At 35.6% G+C, this 18,124-nt stretch carries 19 protein-coding genes; 11 read left to right on the forward strand and 8 right to left on the reverse strand.

The features are described 5' to 3' along the window. Positions 1-12: 12 nt before the first annotated feature. From PQ963_05985 to hpt, 4 genes are all read right to left on the reverse strand, one after another. A complete protein-coding gene (locus tag PQ963_05985) occupies positions 13-276 on the reverse strand; it encodes a DNA-directed RNA polymerase subunit L (protein ID MEN4029212.1) in 264 nt (87 codons plus the stop codon). Position 277: 1 nt separating this feature from the next. After that, the gene (locus PQ963_05990; GenBank protein ID MEN4029213.1) at positions 278-847 is read right to left on the reverse strand and encodes an exosome complex RNA-binding protein Csl4; all 570 of its coding nucleotides are present in this window, start codon (positions 845-847) and stop codon (positions 278-280) included. A gap of 179 nt (positions 848-1,026) precedes the next feature. Next, positions 1,027-2,019 (reverse strand): diphthamide biosynthesis enzyme Dph2, encoded by a 993-nt coding sequence (dph2, locus tag PQ963_05995; GenBank protein MEN4029214.1) that lies wholly within the window; start codon positions 2,017-2,019, stop codon positions 1,027-1,029. Positions 2,020-2,039: 20 nt separating this feature from the next. Next, on the reverse strand, positions 2,040-2,606 hold the full coding sequence (hpt, locus tag PQ963_06000; protein MEN4029215.1) for a hypoxanthine/guanine phosphoribosyltransferase: 567 nt from the start codon (positions 2,604-2,606) through the stop codon (positions 2,040-2,042). Positions 2,607-2,785: 179 nt separating this feature from the next. Between hpt and PQ963_06005 the strand changes: the two genes are divergently transcribed. From PQ963_06005 to PQ963_06040, 8 genes are all read left to right on the forward strand, one after another. Then, positions 2,786-3,274 (forward strand): hypothetical protein, encoded by a 489-nt coding sequence (locus PQ963_06005; GenBank protein ID MEN4029216.1) that lies wholly within the window; start codon positions 2,786-2,788, stop codon positions 3,272-3,274. Between the two features lie 164 nt (positions 3,275-3,438). Continuing rightward, on the forward strand, positions 3,439-4,770 hold the full coding sequence (locus PQ963_06010; GenBank protein MEN4029217.1) for a signal recognition particle protein Srp54: 1,332 nt from the start codon (positions 3,439-3,441) through the stop codon (positions 4,768-4,770). A gap of 62 nt (positions 4,771-4,832) precedes the next feature. After that, positions 4,833-6,059, forward strand: coding sequence for a tRNA pseudouridine(54/55) synthase Pus10 (locus tag PQ963_06015; protein ID MEN4029218.1), 1,227 nt, complete (start codon positions 4,833-4,835; stop codon positions 6,057-6,059). A 332-nt stretch (positions 6,060-6,391) separates the two neighbouring features. Continuing rightward, positions 6,392-6,685, forward strand: a complete 294-nt coding sequence (locus tag PQ963_06020) for a 50S ribosomal protein L21e (GenBank protein MEN4029219.1) — start codon at positions 6,392-6,394, stop codon at positions 6,683-6,685. A gap of 5 nt (positions 6,686-6,690) precedes the next feature. After that, entirely contained in the window at positions 6,691-7,020 is a 330-nt protein-coding gene (locus PQ963_06025) for an RNA polymerase Rpb4 family protein (protein ID MEN4029220.1), read from the forward strand. A gap of 120 nt (positions 7,021-7,140) precedes the next feature. Beyond that, positions 7,141-7,713 (forward strand): DUF655 domain-containing protein, encoded by a 573-nt coding sequence (locus tag PQ963_06030; protein MEN4029221.1) that lies wholly within the window; start codon positions 7,141-7,143, stop codon positions 7,711-7,713. A gap of 10 nt (positions 7,714-7,723) precedes the next feature. Beyond that, the gene (gene rsmA / locus PQ963_06035; GenBank protein ID MEN4029222.1) at positions 7,724-8,569 is read left to right on the forward strand and encodes a 16S rRNA (adenine(1518)-N(6)/adenine(1519)-N(6))-dimethyltransferase RsmA; all 846 of its coding nucleotides are present in this window, start codon (positions 7,724-7,726) and stop codon (positions 8,567-8,569) included. Between the two features lie 314 nt (positions 8,570-8,883). Then, complete coding sequence (locus PQ963_06040) at positions 8,884-9,282, forward strand: response regulator (GenBank protein ID MEN4029223.1); 399 nt, start codon at positions 8,884-8,886, stop codon at positions 9,280-9,282. Positions 9,283-9,287: 5 nt separating this feature from the next. On the opposite strand, the gene cofG is transcribed toward PQ963_06040, so the two are convergent. From cofG to PQ963_06060, 4 genes are all read right to left on the reverse strand, one after another. Continuing rightward, entirely contained in the window at positions 9,288-10,373 is a 1,086-nt protein-coding gene (cofG, locus tag PQ963_06045; protein ID MEN4029224.1) for a 7,8-didemethyl-8-hydroxy-5-deazariboflavin synthase CofG, read from the reverse strand. Positions 10,374-10,384: 11 nt separating this feature from the next. Next, positions 10,385-10,816: a DUF2120 family protein gene (locus tag PQ963_06050; GenBank protein ID MEN4029225.1), complete on the reverse strand. Its 432-nt coding sequence runs from the start codon at positions 10,814-10,816 to the stop codon at positions 10,385-10,387. Between the two features lie 32 nt (positions 10,817-10,848). Continuing rightward, positions 10,849-11,805: a GTP cyclohydrolase MptA gene (gene mptA, locus PQ963_06055; GenBank protein MEN4029226.1), complete on the reverse strand. Its 957-nt coding sequence runs from the start codon at positions 11,803-11,805 to the stop codon at positions 10,849-10,851. Positions 11,806-12,340: 535 nt separating this feature from the next. Beyond that, a complete protein-coding gene (locus tag PQ963_06060; GenBank protein MEN4029227.1) occupies positions 12,341-13,837 on the reverse strand; it encodes a pseudomurein-binding repeat-containing protein in 1,497 nt (498 codons plus the stop codon). Positions 13,838-14,623: 786 nt separating this feature from the next. On the opposite strand from PQ963_06060, the gene anfD reads away from it, so the two are divergent. Genes anfD through anfK form a run of 3 tightly spaced genes read left to right on the forward strand, consistent with a single transcriptional unit; the run spans position 14,624 to position 17,951 of the window. Further along, the gene (gene anfD, locus PQ963_06065; protein ID MEN4029228.1) at positions 14,624-16,180 is read left to right on the forward strand and encodes a nitrogenase iron-iron protein, alpha chain; all 1,557 of its coding nucleotides are present in this window, start codon (positions 14,624-14,626) and stop codon (positions 16,178-16,180) included. Between the two features lie 18 nt (positions 16,181-16,198). Continuing rightward, positions 16,199-16,549, forward strand: coding sequence for a Fe-only nitrogenase subunit delta (gene anfG / locus PQ963_06070; protein MEN4029229.1), 351 nt, complete (start codon positions 16,199-16,201; stop codon positions 16,547-16,549). A gap of 13 nt (positions 16,550-16,562) precedes the next feature. Further along, positions 16,563-17,951, forward strand: a complete 1,389-nt coding sequence (gene anfK / locus PQ963_06075) for a Fe-only nitrogenase subunit beta (GenBank protein ID MEN4029230.1) — start codon at positions 16,563-16,565, stop codon at positions 17,949-17,951. Positions 17,952-18,124 lie beyond the last annotated feature (173 nt).

Here is an 18,124-nt window from a genome sequence, read left to right on the forward strand (position 1 = left end):
TTAAAATAAATGCTATTTTTTAGAAGTTTCTATTAAACCTTTAAACTCGTCGCACTGTTTTTTTATGGTTTCTGCTGCTTTTTTAAGGGATTTTTTCGGGTTTTTAGCTTTAATGTACAGTACTGGTTCTCCTACAATAGGATGGTCAATACTGTATGCTGCAGATTCCACGTCTTTATCTTCCATTAAAGTTTTTCTAAGTGCATTGCATAATGTGTGGGTTTCCCCAGTAATTTCTATTTCCAGTTCATTTTTTGTATCTTTTATAACCTTCATCTTATCCCTCATAATGTGAAGAAAGTTTTCTTTTCTCTCTTTTCTCGCAGTTTTCGCAGTAAACTTCATTTTTGCCTGTTTTTATCATGAAATGTCTGCATCTTGTGCACATTGCCTTTAAAACTCCCAGTTCATCTTCGGTAGTGCTAAGATCAACGTTGTCAAGACCAAAAATCTTTATAACCTTTGCTTCAACTAAATCACCTATTCTAAACGCTTCAGTTAGTTTAGAAAGGTATCCTTTCTGTGCCTGGGAGATGTGGATCCCCCCTGTAAATGAAGTTACCAGATCTCTATCATCATTTTTAATTTTATCTATTTTCACCGAAGCTCTCTGACTTCTTACTTCCAAAACTTCCCCTACTACTATTTTACCCACTTCTAAAGACGGAGGAGTGCCTGTTTTTGGAACTATTGATATTTCCTTATTTCTATCATTGATGGATACAGTTCCAACCACCAGCGATTTAATTTTCCCTTCCTCTTCATAGGTCCATTTTGATGGGACAAATTCTTCACTGACTCCTAAAATGTCACCAGGTAAAACAAAGTCTCCAGATTTGGCTTTCATTAATTCACCTCAATTAAAACAAAAAACTATATAAATTGCTTTCCATTATTTAATTTTTTCATTTTAAAAAATATTGATTTTATATTATATTTTAATTAATTAAAAGTTTTATTTATAGTATTGTTCAATTTTCTTTATACTCTTTTTATAACACCTTCTATTTTTGCAAGGTTTGACTTTTAAATGTGTTCAATTTCATCTATTTTATAGTCTTCCCATTTTCTAATATCCAGAACTATTTCCAGTTCCTTAGGAGTTAAAAGGGGCTTTTTATACATATTTGCATCGTCTATGGCCACTCTTGGACATGCAGTTACAACAAAAGCATCTAATTTCAGATAAGGAAGTAAAAGATCCGGGGAAATATTATCCATCATTATTATAAATGCATCATTCCCTTTTTTATTTATTAAATTCTTTAATTTTTTAGCTAGATCAGGCCGGGATTGGCCTTTTTTTGAGGATAATATTATTCCAAATTTTTCTGCTTCCTTTGCCTTTGTTATCTTTGCAAATCTAATTCTAAGTATTCTATCTGTAAATTCATCAATATTTCTTACTTCATTCATATAAGGATCTGCAATGATAACTGGTTTTTCTGCAAATAGTTTAATGCCTAAAGAATGAAAATTACCGCTTCCAACATATAAAAAGGCATCTGCATCAATATCTTTAATTGCAGAGAAATTACAGCCCAAAACTTGACCTTCATTTGTTCCAGCACCTTTTTTTGTTATAACTTCTTTACCATTTTCTACTAAAAATTCTTTAATGTCTGACAGCATGTTTAAATGCTGGATCGTAGTTACAAGACCAATTTTTCGGTAATTTTCAAGTTCTGCAAGCGCATCCTCAACTACTTTCATTACATCTATCCGGGAGTAGGCTTCAATAAAAAGAACAGGAACTCTGTGGTCAACTGGAAATTCTGTATGTCCAAAATGAACAATCAGGTCAACAAGACCTTCCATATGTGTATCTGAAACATCACATGCACCATAACATGGATCCCCAGATATTAGGACTATTGCATCTGTTTCTTTTTCTATTTTTTCTGCTACCTGTGTAGCATGAATTTTAAGGCCTTCAGGAAATTGAATTCCAACAACACCTGCATTCATTCCTTTTATTTTTTCTATGACCTCATCAAGCTTAAAATCGTAATTTAACATTATATCCCTAAATTGGAACTTTAGAAAATACTATCTTCTATTATTACTTTTCCATCCTTTACATCAACCTTTACAAGAGTTTTGACTTCATATCCTGTTTCATTTTTAACCCGCTGTTTTCCTTCTCCTTTTTCTACAACTGCGACAACATCTACTATCTCTACTCCAGAGCTCTTTAAGGCGTTTAAAACTGCTATCATAGTCCCTCCCGTACTTACAACATCGTCTACAACCAGGACTTTATCTCCTCTTCTGATTCCGTTAATATACATTTCGCATTCACTGTAGCCTGTTATTTGATGAACAGCAATTTCTTCATCCAATTCATAGCAGCGTTTTCTAACCACCACAAAAGGTATATCTGTTTCAAGTGAAAGTGCAGTTGTAATGTGGATTCCCATGGCCTCCATGCACACGATTTTATCAACGTTTAAATTTGCAACCTCTTTAATGGCTTTTGCAACTTCTCTTAAAAGATCAGGTTCGACCAGCATTATACCATCAGTAATAGGGTGTATAAAATAATCATATTCTCCTTTTTTTACTACTGGTGATTCTTCAAGTGTTTTTTTAAGTATTTCTATCATTTTACCACCGAATATTAAAGTACATCTAAATCAGAAAATTAATGGTATATTTTCATCTTCTTCATCTTCAGGATCTTATAACAGCAAGATATTTTTATAACAATAAGGTATATTTAATAATATCAAAATATAAACACTTATATAATAAACTGTCGTGGATAAACTATGAAGTGAAAAAGATGGATAGAAAAATCATAATTCCAGTAATAATAGTCCTGATTGTGGCTTTAGCAGCGGTAGGAGTCATTTTGCAGAATAGGAACGAAATTCCACCAGTTAGAAACATTACTGTAAATGAAACCCCGGTAGCACCAAATGTTACACGTCCTGCACCACCAGAACCCATAGAACCACCTGCAAATAAAACCATCCAGGTTAAAATATCAAAAGAAGAAGCGATGAGAATAGCAGAGGAAGCTTTAGCAGAATTAGGTCCACCTGAAACACAACCAAAATCTGTAGATGCCCGACTGTTTCAATTGAGAAAAGAACACATGAAAGGATGGTCACCTGAAAATAGAGATATGTATAGATATCGTAGACATCCTATCTGGATATGGAATGTTACCATGAGATATCCGGAGGGAGTTCTTCCTGATGGAGAAATCTATGGAGATAGGTGGGTAGATGCTCAAACGGGTAGGGCACTTGTACTGATGGCACAGTAGGATCAATTGAATGTTAACAGGTAGATGCTCAAACTGGTGAAGTAATTATGAACTAAAAATCATAGGCAGGAAACTACCTGACAATTACAGAAAAGACACCTGTGAGGGGCTTAAAAAAATTACTCATAAAATTTCACCTAATTTTATAAGATGAGAGGTAAATCATGTTAGGTAATCTTGGAAAAAACTTAACAAAAACAATGAAAAAATTGGCCGGAATGTCAATAATCGATGAAGAAGTAGTAAAAGAAGCTATAAAAGATATACAAAGGGCATTAATTCAATCTGATGTTAATATTAAACTTGTATTAAACTTATCAAAGAAAATAGAAGAAAGAGCACTAAAAGAAGAACCGCCTAAGGGGATTACGCCGAGAGAATATATAATAACCATAGTATACGAGGAACTTGTAAATCTCATTGGTTCAAAGGCAGAGGAAGTGGAAATTGATGATAGACCTTACAAAATAATGTTTGTAGGACTTCAAGGAAGCGGTAAAACAACCACCATCGGAAAACTTACAAAATATCTACAGAAGAAAGGATTCAATCCTGCAGTTGTAGGTACAGACACATGGAGGCCGGCGGCATTTGAACAACTGCGTCAGCTAACTGAAAACATGAATGTGCCTCTTTACGGTGACCCTGAAAACAAAGATGCACTTGATCTTGCAAGAAAAGGCCTTAAAGAATTTAAAAAACATGATACCATTATAGTAGACACTGCAGGACGTCATAAAGAAGAAAAAGACCTTCTTAATGAAATGGAGCAATTATCTGCCATTGTTAAGCCAAATGAAGTTATACTGGTTATTGACGGTACCATAGGTCAGCAGGCTCGTGAACAGGCCCTTGCATTCAATCAAGCTACAGACGTAGGTTCAATTGTTATAACAAAGCTTGATGGTTCTGCAAAGGGTGGTGGAGCGCTTTCTGCAGTTTCAGAAATTGGTGCACCTATAAAATTCATTGGAACTGGAGAGAGAATCGATGACTTTGAGGTATTTGACCCGGAACGTTTCATATCAAGACTTCTTGGAATGGGCGACATTAAAACGCTCCTTGAAAAGGTGGAAGAGATTGCAGATGAAGATCTGGACACAGACACCATGGACGCTATTTTAAGCGGGAAATTCACCCTTAAAGACATGTATTCCCAGTTTGAAATGATGAATAAAATGGGACCCATAGGGCAGGTTATGAATATGATTCCTGGAATGGGCGGAAAGCTCCCTAAAAACGCTTCCCAAATGACAGAAGAGAAGATAACCAGGTATAAAATCATGATGGACTCCATGACTGAAGATGAACTCACACATCCTGAAGTTATAAAACAATCCAGAGTAAAGAGAATTGCAAAAGGTTCAGGCATGCGTAATGAGGATGTTAAAGAGCTTCTTAAGTATTATAATGTCACTAAAAAGGCCATGAAAGGATTTGGAAAGCGTAAAATGAGTGGTCCTTTAGGTCAGATGATGCGGCAGATGATGCGGTAAAATCAAATTTTCACTGCTTTTCAAATTAAAAGCATCATCAGCCTATATTTTGAGATGATTAAATGAATTCACAGATTACTGAATATGCAGCTAAAATAATGGAGATCTCAGGATGGAACTTATGCGACCACTGTCTGGGCAGGAGTTTTTCCAAAATTGTAGAAGGACAAGATAACAAAGATAGGGGCGAAATTATAAGAAAAATTCTGGGTGGGGAAGGTTACAGCTCCTTAAAAGCCGATTCATGCTATATTTGCAGTAATATATTTGACACAGTACAGAATACTATTGTAAACAGAATAATAAATAAAATAAAAGAAGAAAATGTTGAATTTTCAACCTTCCTTGTTGGATCCCGAGTTTTGCCAGATATTATAGGTAGGGAAGAAAAAATCCACAAAAACATTGAATCAGATGTTGAAAGTATTAAAAAGGAGTTAAACAGAGAAATAGGAAAAGAATTGTGTTTTCGACTTAAAAAAGAGGCTGATTTTGAAAATCCGAACATTGTAATAATGGTAGACTTTGTAAATGATAATATAGACATTCAAATAAATCCATTGTTTATAGAAGGGCGCTACCGGAAGCTTATTAGAGGAATTCCACAGACTAAATGGCCTTGCAGAAAATGTCGGGGAAAAGGATGTCCTGATTGTAACTATACCGGGCAAATGTACCGAGAATCAGTTGAATCACTGGTTTCATCTCCAGCTCTTGATTTAGCAAAAGGAAACAGCTCAAAATTCCATGGAGCAGGTAGAGAAGATATAGATGTTAAAATGCTTGGGAGTGGAAGACCTTTCGTGCTTGAAATTAAAGAACCCTGTATAAGAAACCTTAATTTAAAGCTTCTCCAAGAAAAGATCAATGAATTTGCAGAGGGAAAAGTTGAGGTTCTTGATTTAAAATTTACAGGTAAAGAAAGAAAGGGTGAAATAAAATGCTCATCCACAGAAACCTATAAAACATATAAAGCAATTATAAGGCTTGAAGATGATATTAAAGAGGAAGAATTAGATTTATTACAATCATTGAAGATTATTAAGCAGCGGACACCTGTAAGGGTAGTTCACCGTAGACGAGATAAAATAAGAACACGAAAGGTAAGAAAAGTGAGTGTTAACTGGATTAATTCAAGAAAATTTGAGATGATAATTGATTGTGAAGGTGGATTATACATTAAAGAACTAATTTCCGGTGATGAAGGCAGGTCAAATCCCAATGTATCAGAAATATTGGGAACTTCTGCGCTGTGCACCCAGCTCGATGTGCTGGAAGTGAAAATATAGAATTCATGGAGACTTATGAGTCCTGCCATAAGGTTGATATTTAAAGGCGAACTGACAATATATCCATAAGGTTTAAATTACAATAGAGTTTAAAATAGAAAGGTTAGTATAAACAATATTTTAGTAAATCAACCAGGGTACTGAATACTTATGGTAAAAATTTGTAATAATTAAAATTTGCAGAAAAAAGTATAATGAATATGATCTATGGTTCAACTGAGACCTAATCTCATTCAACTTTTCTCATACCACATTTTGAATCATTTTTATAGAAAATAATGGAGTATTAATACCCGAAAAGTATTCTAAATTCAAATATTGGAGGTTTAATAATGGTAAGAAGATCCAGAGGTTCAAGAAGTAAGACACGATATAAACTTAAAAAGAGTATAAGAGTTAGTAGAGCAAATCCAATTTCTAAAAAAATACAGACTTTCGATGAAAGTGATCTTGTTCATATAATAATTGATCCAAGCGTGCAAAAAGGTCAACCACACCCTCGCTTCCATGGTAAAACAGGAAAAGTAACTGAAAAACGAGGAAGAGCTTACATAGTAGACATTAATGATGGCAACAAAGCTAAAAAGTTAATTATAAGGCCAGAACATCTTAAAATACAAGAGTGATGCTGATGATTGGGAAAAAAGTTATTGACACTGACCCTATCACCACTGCAGAAGTAAAAAAAGTGCTGGAAGAACTTTCTAAGCACCATGAACTCACATATGAGCAGAATCTTGCTTTGGATCATGTTACGAAGTTTTCAAAGATCGATGAAGAATCTGCAAATAAAATGGTTGAAGAACTTGCAGAAACACTCAAAAAAACTCAAGCTGTTAAAATTGCAGATATAATGCCTGAAGATATGGCTGATCTAAGGCTGTTATTTGCAAAAGAAAGGGGCACATACAAAAAAGAAGATCTGGAGAAGATACTGGAAATAGTGAACAGGTACAGATAAAACCGGGATATTTAATGAAATTAAATATTAAAAAATGTGATTAAGAATTCTTAATCTTCAATATAAAAATTGGAATCTCTCAAACTGTAGGTCTTAAAATAACATCACCGATGTGATTAAATGGAAGAATATGCAATTATTCTGGATTATCTTCCTTTAGGTTACATTAAAGAAGGTATACCCACATATAAAAGAAAGCCTGTAGCACAGGCAATAGGTAAGGAAGAATTTACCCTCCTGGAACTTATCCCCAAAGAGAATGTAACTCTGGATATACACCAGAAAGTCTACATAGGTTCAGGAAAACGTGAAGAGATAGCCCGAGTAAATAGAAGGCTTAAATATGACGACCTCACAGCAACAGCCAGGGTTGAATTGAATTACGTCATAGAAGAAATTATTAAGGCTAAAGAAGATAAATTCGTTGAATTTTTTAACGAAGCTGGTCCAGTATCAACCAGACTACACCAGCTGGAACTTCTACCTGGAATCGGAAAAAAACACATGTGGGATATTATTAAAGCAAGGAAAGAAAAACCTTTCCAAAGCTTTGATGATATCAAAAAAAGAGTTGCAATGTTATCAGACCCGGTAAAGCTTATTTCAAAGAGAATTTTATTAGAGCTTGAAGCTACAGAGGATAAAAGGGGAAAACGAAAGTATATACTCTTTACAAGACCTCGCTTAAAATAGACTGAACAGTATGGAAAATTGCATGCTTGCAAAAGAAACTCTGAACATACTTAAAAACAACAACATAAGATTAGACCGGCGAAAGGGTCAAAATTACCTGATAGATTCAAATATACTCCAAAAAATTGTTGATTATGCTGATTTATCCAGAAATGACACAGTTTTAGAAATTGGTGCAGGAATAGGAACTCTAACAATTCCGCTTGCAGAAAATGCAAAAAAAGTAATTGCAATTGAGCAGGATCAAAAAATTGCTGCTGTTTTGGAAAAAAGACTTGGAGATCTGGGCATTTCAAATGTTGAAGTTTTAAAGGGAGATGCTACAAAGATTGATTTTCCAGAGTTTAATAAAGTTGTATCCAACCTTCCCTACAAAATTTCATCCCCAATTACTTTTAAACTGCTTGGATATGACTTTGATTTTGCAATTCTTATGTATCAGCTTGAATTTGCCGAGAGGATGGTTGCAAAACCAGGTGATTCAAATTATTCAAGGCTATCTTTAATGTTACACTTCTGTGCTGATATTGAAATGCTTTTTGAAGTTTCAAAGCACTGTTTCTTTCCAGAACCTAAAGTATCATCTGCAGTGATTAAATTAGTTCCAAAGAGAGGAGCAGAAATTGATGAATTCTTCGAAAAAACTTCAAGGGCACTCTTTCAGCATAAAAAGAAAAAAGTGAGGAATGCACTGCTTGATTCTTTCCATGAAATTGCTGATGTGGATAAAAAAGAGGCTAAAGAGATAGTTTCAAAACTGGATGAAAAATTGTTGATGGAAAGGGTTGTGAAGCTTGAGATAGGAGAAGTTATGAGAATTACTAAAGAATTGAAACATTTAATAGAAAACAGGTAAAAATCAATGTGTTAGGTGAAAAAATAAGATAGAATCCCTATGAATTATTTCAAAAAGAATGTCCAGAAGTCACAGATTTAAAGTCCAAAACTGATTAATAATAAATATATTTTGTTAATTGGAACCAGCATCATTTTTTAAAATTTACATTTCAAATCTTCATTTTACTTATTTTACGTATTTAAGGGTGTAGTGTCCTAAATATATGAAAAGACACTTATCTAAACAAATTTTAGGATTTGTTCTGTTTTATAAAATTTTATATACATATTATAATAAAAATATTACATAAAATATTACTTTGGGGTGATACAATGTATCATACAATGATCTTAATAGTTGAAGATAAACCAGCAATTGCAGTTGATCTTCAAAGCAAATTCGAATACTGGGGTTACCACACCCCCATGATAGCGTCGTCTAAAGAAGAAGCTTTAAAAATAGCTATCGAGATTAAACCAGACCTTGCACTCATAGATATTAAATTAAAAGCTGATAATGGAATAGATATTGCTAAGGAAATTACTGATAATCTTGATACGGCCGTGATTTATATCACTGGTCATTTTAATGAGGAACTGATGCAGTTAATGCGGGCAACAAAACCCTATGGATATGCAGTAAAACCTTTTGAGGAAAATCAGCTAAAATACACGGTTGAAAATGCTCTTTACAGACGTAGAATACATCAAAGGATTATTCTAAGTAAATAAATAGTTCAATACTTAAAAGAATTTATCTTATTCATTATTTTTTCACTTAAAAATGCTTCATTAATAAATTCAGGGTATACAGGAAGCCTTTCATCTAAAAATAAACCTATTTCTTCTGTCATTTTTCTTAAATCATCTAACTCAGGCCATGGTGCTTCTGGATTTACATAATCATTGGTAACTGGTGAAACACCACCCCAATCATCAGCGCCTGCAAGTAAAAATATCTGGGCATTACGTTTATTTAAATTCGGAGGAACCTGAACTCCAGTTTCAGGAAATAAAAGCTTTGTTACAGCAACCATTTTGATCATCTCCATTAATGACGGTTCTCTCTCATGTTCCATTGGAGTTCCTGGTTTTGGTTTGAAATTTTGAATAATTATCTCCTGAATGTGTCCATACTTATCATTTAAACGCTTTATCTCAAGGAGGGATTCTGCTCTTTCTTCAATCGTTTCTCCAATGCCAATAAGGAGACCGGTAGTGAAGGGTATTTTCAGTTTTCCCGCGTTTTCAATAGTTTTAATCCTTAAATCCGGGTCTTTCCCGGGACTTTTTTCGTGTACCACAGTTTTCATCAGCCGTTTGCTTGTTGTCTCAAGCATAAGTCCCATTGATGCGTTTACTTCCCTTAAAGTCTTTAATTCACTTTTTTTAAGTACTCCTGGATTGCTGTGCGGCAAAAGACCTGTCTTTTTGAGTGTTTCATTGCAGATATAATGAAGGTATTCAGTCATGTTGCTATAGCCCAAAGCTTCAAGAGCTGCCCTTACATCTTCTGTTTCTTCAGGACGTTCTCCAAAGGTAAATAAAGCTTCCCTGCAATTCCATTTATCTGCTTCCTTTAAAATACTGAATATTTCTTCTTGCTTCATCAAAATCCGTGCGCCTTCATCACCAGGCGTCTTTTTAAAGGTGCAGTAGCCACATTCATTTCTGCAGATATCTGTAAGAGGTAAAAAAACGTTTTTTGAATAGGTAATTCGGTTTGTCTTTCTTTTTGATTCTGCAGAAGACATCAATGATACAATATCTCTGCCTTTTGCATTTAAAAGTACTATTATATCACTTTTTGAATATTCAGCCATAATATCTTCCATTATTCCAGGATTGCAACAACCACTTCCACGAATCGAGGACCCATTCCACTTTTATCCATCCAGGAAACAATAAAAATTCCTGAATCATCTAAAATTCCAAGATTATAATCTACATCACAACCCATGGCTTCAAGAGAGTTTTTCATCATGTGAATACCGGAAATATCGGTTTCACTTTGAACAGGAACATTGGCACGAATTCTTTCATCCATTATCCCTATAATATCTCCACCATCCTTTGAAAAAATGTCTATTTCCTGTGCTCCAATGGTTTTTAAAAGATCTGAAAGAACAGCATCCATATCCTCATCAAATTTTTTTCCAGACATTCCACGTACTATAAGGATGTTTTGTGCGTCTATAGCTGGCTTTGATCCATGGAAAGCTTCTAAACTTTCCATTACTTTCCCTGCAATTTTATGCGTTTGCATCGCTTTTCATCTCCCTTAATTCACTAAATGAATTAATCGCTATTTTCTTCCATAGCTTCTATTTCATATTTAAGTTCACCTAATGTGGCCACCTTCTCGGCAAAGGCATTGTGCATGTGTATACTCTCTTCATTCACCTGCCTAACAGTAACTAAAGTGTCATCAGGGAAGCTTTTAAACTCCTTTACTATTTTCTGCACCATGTTTCTTACGCAGTCTTCAACAAACATGGGATTTTCATGGGCTTGAACCACAATTGCATTTTCATCAGGTCTTTTTAAAAGTTCACAGATAGGAGAACTCATAGATTCTTCTATAATTGTAACTAACTGTTCCACTCGTATCACCTGGTCATTAGGAACCTCTATCATGATCATCCCCCTTCCCCTCTGGTTATGGGATGCAAGCGATACAGAATCAAGAACCTTTTCAGTAGTATCCTCATCTAAAAACTCTAAGAGTTTCTTTCTGGAGGTTTCACGTATTGATTCCTGCGCACATGGGCATGCAGTCATTCCCACAACTTCTGCACCGATCATTTTCCTGATAATTATTTCATCACCGTCCCTTAGACCAGTGGCATCTGCCATTATACTGGTCATTTCCTGGGTCTTTAAATCGGTGATCGGTGACTTTTTAGCGATCATAAGATCGCTTTTCATACTTACTTCTGCTCTTCTTGCATATTTATGCTTTTTAAGTAGTTTACTTACTATCTGAGCACAAAGAGATTCTATTTCTGTCACCTTACCATCAATAACTTCTTCAAGCACGTCGCTTATTGCCTCTGGATTTCTGGACATGTGGATTCCTCTTTGTTTACTTGGAAGATCCACAAATGCATCAAAGGTCGGCAAGAGTATTATAGGCCTTTTCCATTCTCTTTCAATTTTTAAAAGTTTTTTTACTCCAATTACTCCAACTCGTGTAAGATGCACTGGAATTGTAGCTGTTTTATCCTGCGTATCTGGAAAACATTTGATATCCAAAATTTTCACCCCAATTAGATAATTTAAAATCATAGCCGCCGAAAATCTCTGATTTTCGAGGCCCTCAAAATTCGGAGAATTTTGGGGCAGAGAAACGAAAGTTTCTCATGCGTATTTTCTTTAGATAAGTTTTTGCAGCATGCATAAATTCATGATGCTTTTTAGAAAATATTTAATAGTTTTGAATATTTTGATTTTAAAATCATTTTTAACTGTTTATTAATTTAAATACGATTAACTGATTTATAAATGTACGCTCTTCTGGACATTAGAAAAATGAATTTGAAATAATCAAAGGGATACCAATCTTTTGATTAAGAATTAATCATATTTAAATTAACATAAAGTGGAAATACATCATTGGGCAGAACATTTATCACGTATCAGATTGTAAATGCAGAATATTGGAGATTTTGATAAATTGATTATTATGATATTTAATAGTTTTATGATTTTATTAAATTATTCATGTGTCTTTAAAAAAATAAAAATGGAAAAGTAAATTGAATTGTATTAATGTCCAATTAATTTACTTTTATGCAGTTGTTGCTTGTTTATATATGGCAGCTATTATAGCGTTTAAATCTCTAGAGTAGATGTAATCATATCCGTTATTTTTTAGATATTGATCTGGATGCGCCAGTCCTTTAAACCTGGATGGACTGAAATTGTCGTCATGTGCCCTTGGTAACCATGCTAAACCAGTTATATTTGCAGATGGTGGTATCCAAACACTGAATACTTTTTTGGCCCCGACTAATTTCTTATAATAGCTTAGTCCCATTTCATATATTGTACCTGCACAGGCTCCACCGTATATATTAACTACCAGTGCGTTTGAGGGTACTTTGCTATTTTTAAGCACACTCATATGTGTATTAGGGCCTAAACCTCCGTTTACTGCAGTTAATCCCAGTGCCTTTAAGCCATCGATAATTGCTTTAATCCGTGCTGTGTCTCTTGTAACGCTATTTATGTTGTCGCTTGTTATATATATTACTCTAGCTTGCGTTAAATTAGCATTTGAAACAATTGACCATGCTTTTACTGTAGCGTAGTTTGGTAATCTGTTGTTTGTTTTCTCGAAATTGAGTATCTTGGAAAACTTGTAAATCAGGGATTCATACCTTAATTTACCGAGAGTAGTGGTTGCATAATTTGGTAAAATGCCATTTGCATTTATAAATGCGTTGACTCTTTTAGCAAGGTCTAAATAACCTGTTTTAGTTATACTTCCACTTTTAATGCTTTCAGTTGGTTTTGCTGGAATATTTACAGTTTCAAGTGTTACTGGTGCTGTTGTTCCGTTGTTTATTTGTAATAGTCCTGCAGTCAGTAGTTTCAAGAAGTCAGGCATTTTAACTTGAGCTGTACCGATTGTCACGTAGTTTGGGAGTTTGTGATTGGTTTCGATGTATGCTTTGACTCTAGCTGCTGCATCGTTGATTTGATTTACAGTAAAACTTGTTGAATTTGCTGTTTGATTCGCTGTTTGATTGGTGCTTGTAGTTTTTGTTTCTCCTGCAGTCGCTTCTTCTTTTTGAGTACTGGTTGCATTATTCGCTGTTTTTGAAGATGTCACTGAATTTTGAGTGTTAACATCTGCAGTTTCAACTGTTTTTTGTGTATCTGTCCCGGTACTTGCTGAGTTTTGTTTGGTTACATTTGTTGAAGTCGATGTTGGAGTCACTGTAGTTTTACGGGTACCTGTACTTGCTGCATCTTCTGCAACTGCCTGTTTTTTAACTGTAGTTTGATCAGTACTGGTACTTGCTGTAGCAGTGCCTGTATTTTCTACAGTTTTTTCATTCTCATCGACTGAATTTTGCGTTGTAGCCGATTTATTTACAATGTTTGTATCATTTGTTTGTATATTAGCTTTTTTTTGCACAGTACTGTTATTATCAGACTGTGTTTGTGCATTTCCTACTTCTGCTGCGCTTGCGCCAGCAATACCTGCCAATGATAGGCCGAATATTAATAGGGCTGCAAAAAGCAATTTTTTCGTAATTATACCGCCTCCGATTCCCAATCATCGAAAAACTCAATTAGAGTTTTCATATGGGTAGGCAATAGTTAATGCCATGTATTATATAAATCTTTTGGTTTTAAATCTAAAAAAAGGAGCTTTTATGATTCTTTTTTCAATTTAAAGCCCTATTAAAAGTTATTTTTAGAACTGTCCCCGGGCTGAATTTCTTGGTTGCTCCAAAATTCATAGAATTTTAGCGTTGAAGGAAATTTGAGTGATACATGTTTTGCCATACAGTTATGACCATAAATTAGGGGACAATCCTTTGAGGATCGCTGAAGTTAGTTTAGGAGTGTCCATTAAATGAGGATTTTCGTTTTATCTAATCATTTTGGAACTATTATACTATGGCAGGGCATATGCAAGTATTAGATTAGATAAAATGACACTATGTTTGAATTCCCTTGCCTTAATTTGAAGTGTGGTAAGTCCTGGACACTATGGATTTCAGTGTCCAGTTAGGGCATTTTAAATACCAATTTGGAATATTTTTGCATATCGAAAGAACACTGTAGCTATGAAATTTTTAATTATGAAGAAAAAATTCAGGATCGAAATGTCAAAGTATATATATCGGTTAGAACTATAACATATGTTGTCGGAAGTATGCTTCCTTATTCCGGTAAAAAACGAAATGGGGGTGTATTGTGGTGGAAATAGTTATTTACAGTAAATATAGTACTCAATCCGATGGATATGGGAGAAACTTGTGGCAAAATATGATATTATATATTAAACAGCACGAATTCAAATTTTTAATATCCAGCCATAAAAGGAGGGAAAGTCATGCCATATCATCTGTTTAAATGCAGTGAATGTATTCCTGAGAGAAAAAAACATGCCGTTATAAAAGGGGAGGGAGAGGATTTAACATCCTGCCTACCCCTTGGTTACCTAAACACTATCCCTGGAACAATTTCAGAACGTGGATGTGCTTTTTGTGGGGCAAAACACGTGATCGGCACTCCCATGAAAGATGTAATCCACCTGTGCCATGGTCCAGTGGGATGCACCTATGACACCTGGCAGACAAAGAGGTATCTCAGTGATAATGACAACTTCCAGTTTAAGTATACCTTTGCAACGGATATGAAAGAAAAAGACATTGTTTTTGGTGCTGAAAAACTTTTAAAACAGAATATCATCGAAGCATTTGAAGCATTTCCAGAAATCAAACGAATGACAATTTATCAAACCTGTGCCTCTGCGCTGATCGGGGATGATATCGATGCAGTGGCCAAGGAGGTGATGGCAGAAATGCCGGATGTGGACATCTTTGTCTGTAATTCCCCAGGATTTGCAGGTCCCAGCCAGTCTGGAGGGCACCACTTAATCAACATTGCATGGGTAAATCAGAAAGTAGGCACCTTCGAACCGGAGATCACCAGTGACTATGTCATTAACTATGTAGGAGAATACAACATCCAGGGTGACCAGGAAGTGATGGTAGATTACTTCAAGAGGATGGGTATTCAGGTTCTCTCCACATTCACGGGGAATGGTTCCTACGATGATCTTAGAGGAATGCATCGGGCACATCTCAATGTTCTTGAATGCGCACGTTCAGCAGAATACATCTGTAACGAGCTACGAAAAAGATATGGCACTCCACGTATGGATATTGATGGATTTGGTTTCAAACCTCTATCTGAATCACTCCTTAAGGTAGGGTATTTTTTCGGGCTTGAAAAAGAAGCCCAGAAAATAATCGATGAAGAAATTACCAGATGGAAACCAGAACTTGACTGGTATGCAAGGCGTCTCAAGGGAATTAAAGTATGTTTATGGCCAGGAGGCTCTAAACTCTGGCACTGGGCCCATGTAATACATGAAGAAATGGGTGTGGACGTTGTTTCACTATACACAAAATTTGGCCATCAGGGAGATATGGAAAAAGGTATAGCCCGGTGTGGAGAAGGTGCACTGGCAATTGATGACCCTAACGAGCTTGAAGGAATAGAAGCTATGAAAGAACTAAAACCAGATGTCATTTTCACTGGTGTACGCCCAGGTGAAGTTGCCAAAAAGATGAGAGTTCAGTATCTCAATGCGCATGCTTACCATAACGGACCTTATAAAGGATTTGAAGGATGGGTCCGATTTGCAAGGGATATTTACAACGCAGTTTATTCGCCGATTCACCAGTTATCCGGACTGGACATAAGCAAAGATGAAATACCCACAGATAAAGGATTTATGACACGGCAAATGATTTCTGATGTAAAAATTGACAGGGAAGAAGCGGCTTTAAGCGATGAAAGACCCTACACTGGAGATTATGACTGTGTTACAAAATTACGCGGAAAAAAATATCCAAAACTTGAAAAAAGTCTTTCAACATAATGTAAGGAGGAAATAAAGATGGAAGACATTATGAAAGAACGGATAGAACAGCTTGTTGATCATATTATGAAATGGAGTCTGTGGCAGTTTAACTCCCGTGCATGGGATCGGGAAAATCAAAATGAAGGAGTCCTTACCAAGACCATGCAGATTTTATGCAATGAACCCGTTGAAAAAGAGACTCCTGCAGACAGGTGTTACTGGGCAGAAGCCGTGATACTGGCCAGAGAATTTAAAAGTAATTATCCATGGCTTTTGGAAATGCAAAAAAGCGAGATAAAATTACTTATGAAAGGTCTTAAAGATCGAATAGACTATTTAACAATAACTGGATCCCTCAATGAGGAGCTTACAGTCAAACGCTACTAAAAGAGGTGAAATTATGTCTTTTGAAATAGAAAAAAAAGAGCGTAACGGTATTATCAACCCCATATTTACCTGTCAACCCGCCGGTGCTCAATACGCCAATATAGGTATAGAAGACTGTATTGGCATCGTCCACGGTGGACAGGGTTGTGTTATGTTCGTACGTCTCCTGTTTGCCCAGCATTTTAAGGATAACTTCCTTATGGCATCATCATCCTTACACGAGGACTCAGCAGTTCTGGGAGGAATGCGTCGAGTTGAAGAAGCTGTTGACGTACTTTTGATGAGGTATCCTGAAGTAAAAGTAGTTCCCATAATCTCAACCTGTTCAACAGAAATCATAGGGGATGATATTGATGGAGTTGTTAGAAAGCTCAACGAAGGTCTTTTAAAGGAAAAATTTGTAGATAGGGAAGTTCATTTGATTCCAATACACACCCCCAGCTTCAAAGGAAGCATGATCCATGGATATGATACTGCAGTTAAGGATTTCATAACACATTTTGCCGAATTAGACAAACCTAATGGAAAAATCAATTTAATCACTGGTTGGGTGAATCCGGGAGATGTGACAGCTATTAAACATCTTCTTAATGAGATGGATGTGGATGCCACGGTCATTTTTGAAATTGAAAGCTTTGATTCTCCCCTGATGCCTGATGGAGAGGCAGTTTCCCATGGAAGCACAACTATCGAAGATCTTAAGGGCACGGCCAATGCAATGGGTACCATTGTACTCAACAGATACGAGGGTGGGCAGGCTGCCCAGTATCTTGAAAAGAAGTTTGAAGTTCCATCTGTAATCGGGCCAACACCCATCGGTATCCGCAATACTGATACCTTTTTAGAGAATGTAAGAAAGATGACTGGAAAACCCATCCCTCAATCTCTTGTGCAGGAGCGAGGTATTGCTATTGATGCATTAACAGATCTTGTACACATGTTTTTTGCCGATAAAAAGGTGGCCATCTATGGAAACCCAGATCTTGTCATTGGACTTGCTGAGTTTTGCCTTGATCTGGAGATGAAACCTGTGCTGCTTCTGCTTGGTGATGAAAATTTAGAATATTTGAAAGACCAGCGAATTAAAGATCTAAAGGAAAAAGTCGGATATGACATAGAAATTATTCAAAATGCAGATTTTTGGGTTTTAGAAAGTAAAATTAAGAATAAAGAGATCGAGGTGGATCTGATAATGGGCCATTCTAAAGGCCGTTTCGTGGCCATCGATAACGATATTCCAATGCTACGTGTAGGTTTCCCAGTATATGACCGGGCAGGCTATTACAGGCATCCTATCGTCGGATATACTGGTGCTATGTGGCTTGCTGAGGAAATGGCAAATGTATTGTTCACAGATATGGAATATAAAAAGAATAAAGAATGGATCCTGAATGTATGGTAAAATGTGGTTTGAAAAATATGCCATACATAACTAAATTTTCATAACACCCTCATTTATCTAATTTCTGAAAGAATACTATGACTTCTTTAAGTCATTAGATGAATTTTCAGATTAATACTTAAATCAAAGGGTTAAATACTGTGAAAACATAATATAATAAATAATGAAACCAG

It is taken from the genome of Methanobacterium sp. (genome assembly GCA_039666455.1).
In the GTDB taxonomy this organism is placed as follows: Archaea; Methanobacteriota; Methanobacteria; order Methanobacteriales; family Methanobacteriaceae; genus Methanobacterium_D.

Coding starts and splice junctions, on each gene's coding strand:
- PQ963_06040 (MEN4029223.1), top strand. CDS start 8,884: ATGTATCATACAATGATCTTAATAGTTGAAGATAAACCAGCAATTGCA.
- anfD (MEN4029228.1), top strand. CDS start 14,624: ATGCCATATCATCTGTTTAAATGCAGTGAATGTATTCCTGAGAGAAAA.
- PQ963_06010 (MEN4029217.1), top strand. CDS start 3,439: ATGTTAGGTAATCTTGGAAAAAACTTAACAAAAACAATGAAAAAATTG.
- PQ963_06020 (MEN4029219.1), top strand. CDS start 6,392: ATGGTAAGAAGATCCAGAGGTTCAAGAAGTAAGACACGATATAAACTT.
- anfG (MEN4029229.1), top strand. CDS start 16,199: ATGGAAGACATTATGAAAGAACGGATAGAACAGCTTGTTGATCATATT.
- PQ963_06005 (MEN4029216.1), top strand. CDS start 2,786: ATGGATAGAAAAATCATAATTCCAGTAATAATAGTCCTGATTGTGGCT.
- dph2 (MEN4029214.1), bottom strand. CDS start 2,019: ATGTTAAATTACGATTTTAAGCTTGATGAGGTCATAGAAAAAATAAAA.
- PQ963_06030 (MEN4029221.1), top strand. CDS start 7,141: ATGGAAGAATATGCAATTATTCTGGATTATCTTCCTTTAGGTTACATT.
- PQ963_06050 (MEN4029225.1), bottom strand. CDS start 10,816: ATGCAAACGCATAAAATTGCAGGGAAAGTAATGGAAAGTTTAGAAGCT.
- hpt (MEN4029215.1), bottom strand. CDS start 2,606: ATGATAGAAATACTTAAAAAAACACTTGAAGAATCACCAGTAGTAAAA.
- anfK (MEN4029230.1), top strand. CDS start 16,563: ATGTCTTTTGAAATAGAAAAAAAAGAGCGTAACGGTATTATCAACCCC.
- cofG (MEN4029224.1), bottom strand. CDS start 10,373: ATGGCTGAATATTCAAAAAGTGATATAATAGTACTTTTAAATGCAAAA.
- PQ963_06015 (MEN4029218.1), top strand. CDS start 4,833: ATGAATTCACAGATTACTGAATATGCAGCTAAAATAATGGAGATCTCA.
- PQ963_05990 (MEN4029213.1), bottom strand. CDS start 847: ATGAAAGCCAAATCTGGAGACTTTGTTTTACCTGGTGACATTTTAGGA.
- rsmA (MEN4029222.1), top strand. CDS start 7,724: ATGGAAAATTGCATGCTTGCAAAAGAAACTCTGAACATACTTAAAAAC.
- PQ963_05985 (MEN4029212.1), bottom strand. CDS start 276: ATGAAGGTTATAAAAGATACAAAAAATGAACTGGAAATAGAAATTACT.
- PQ963_06025 (MEN4029220.1), top strand. CDS start 6,691: ATGATTGGGAAAAAAGTTATTGACACTGACCCTATCACCACTGCAGAA.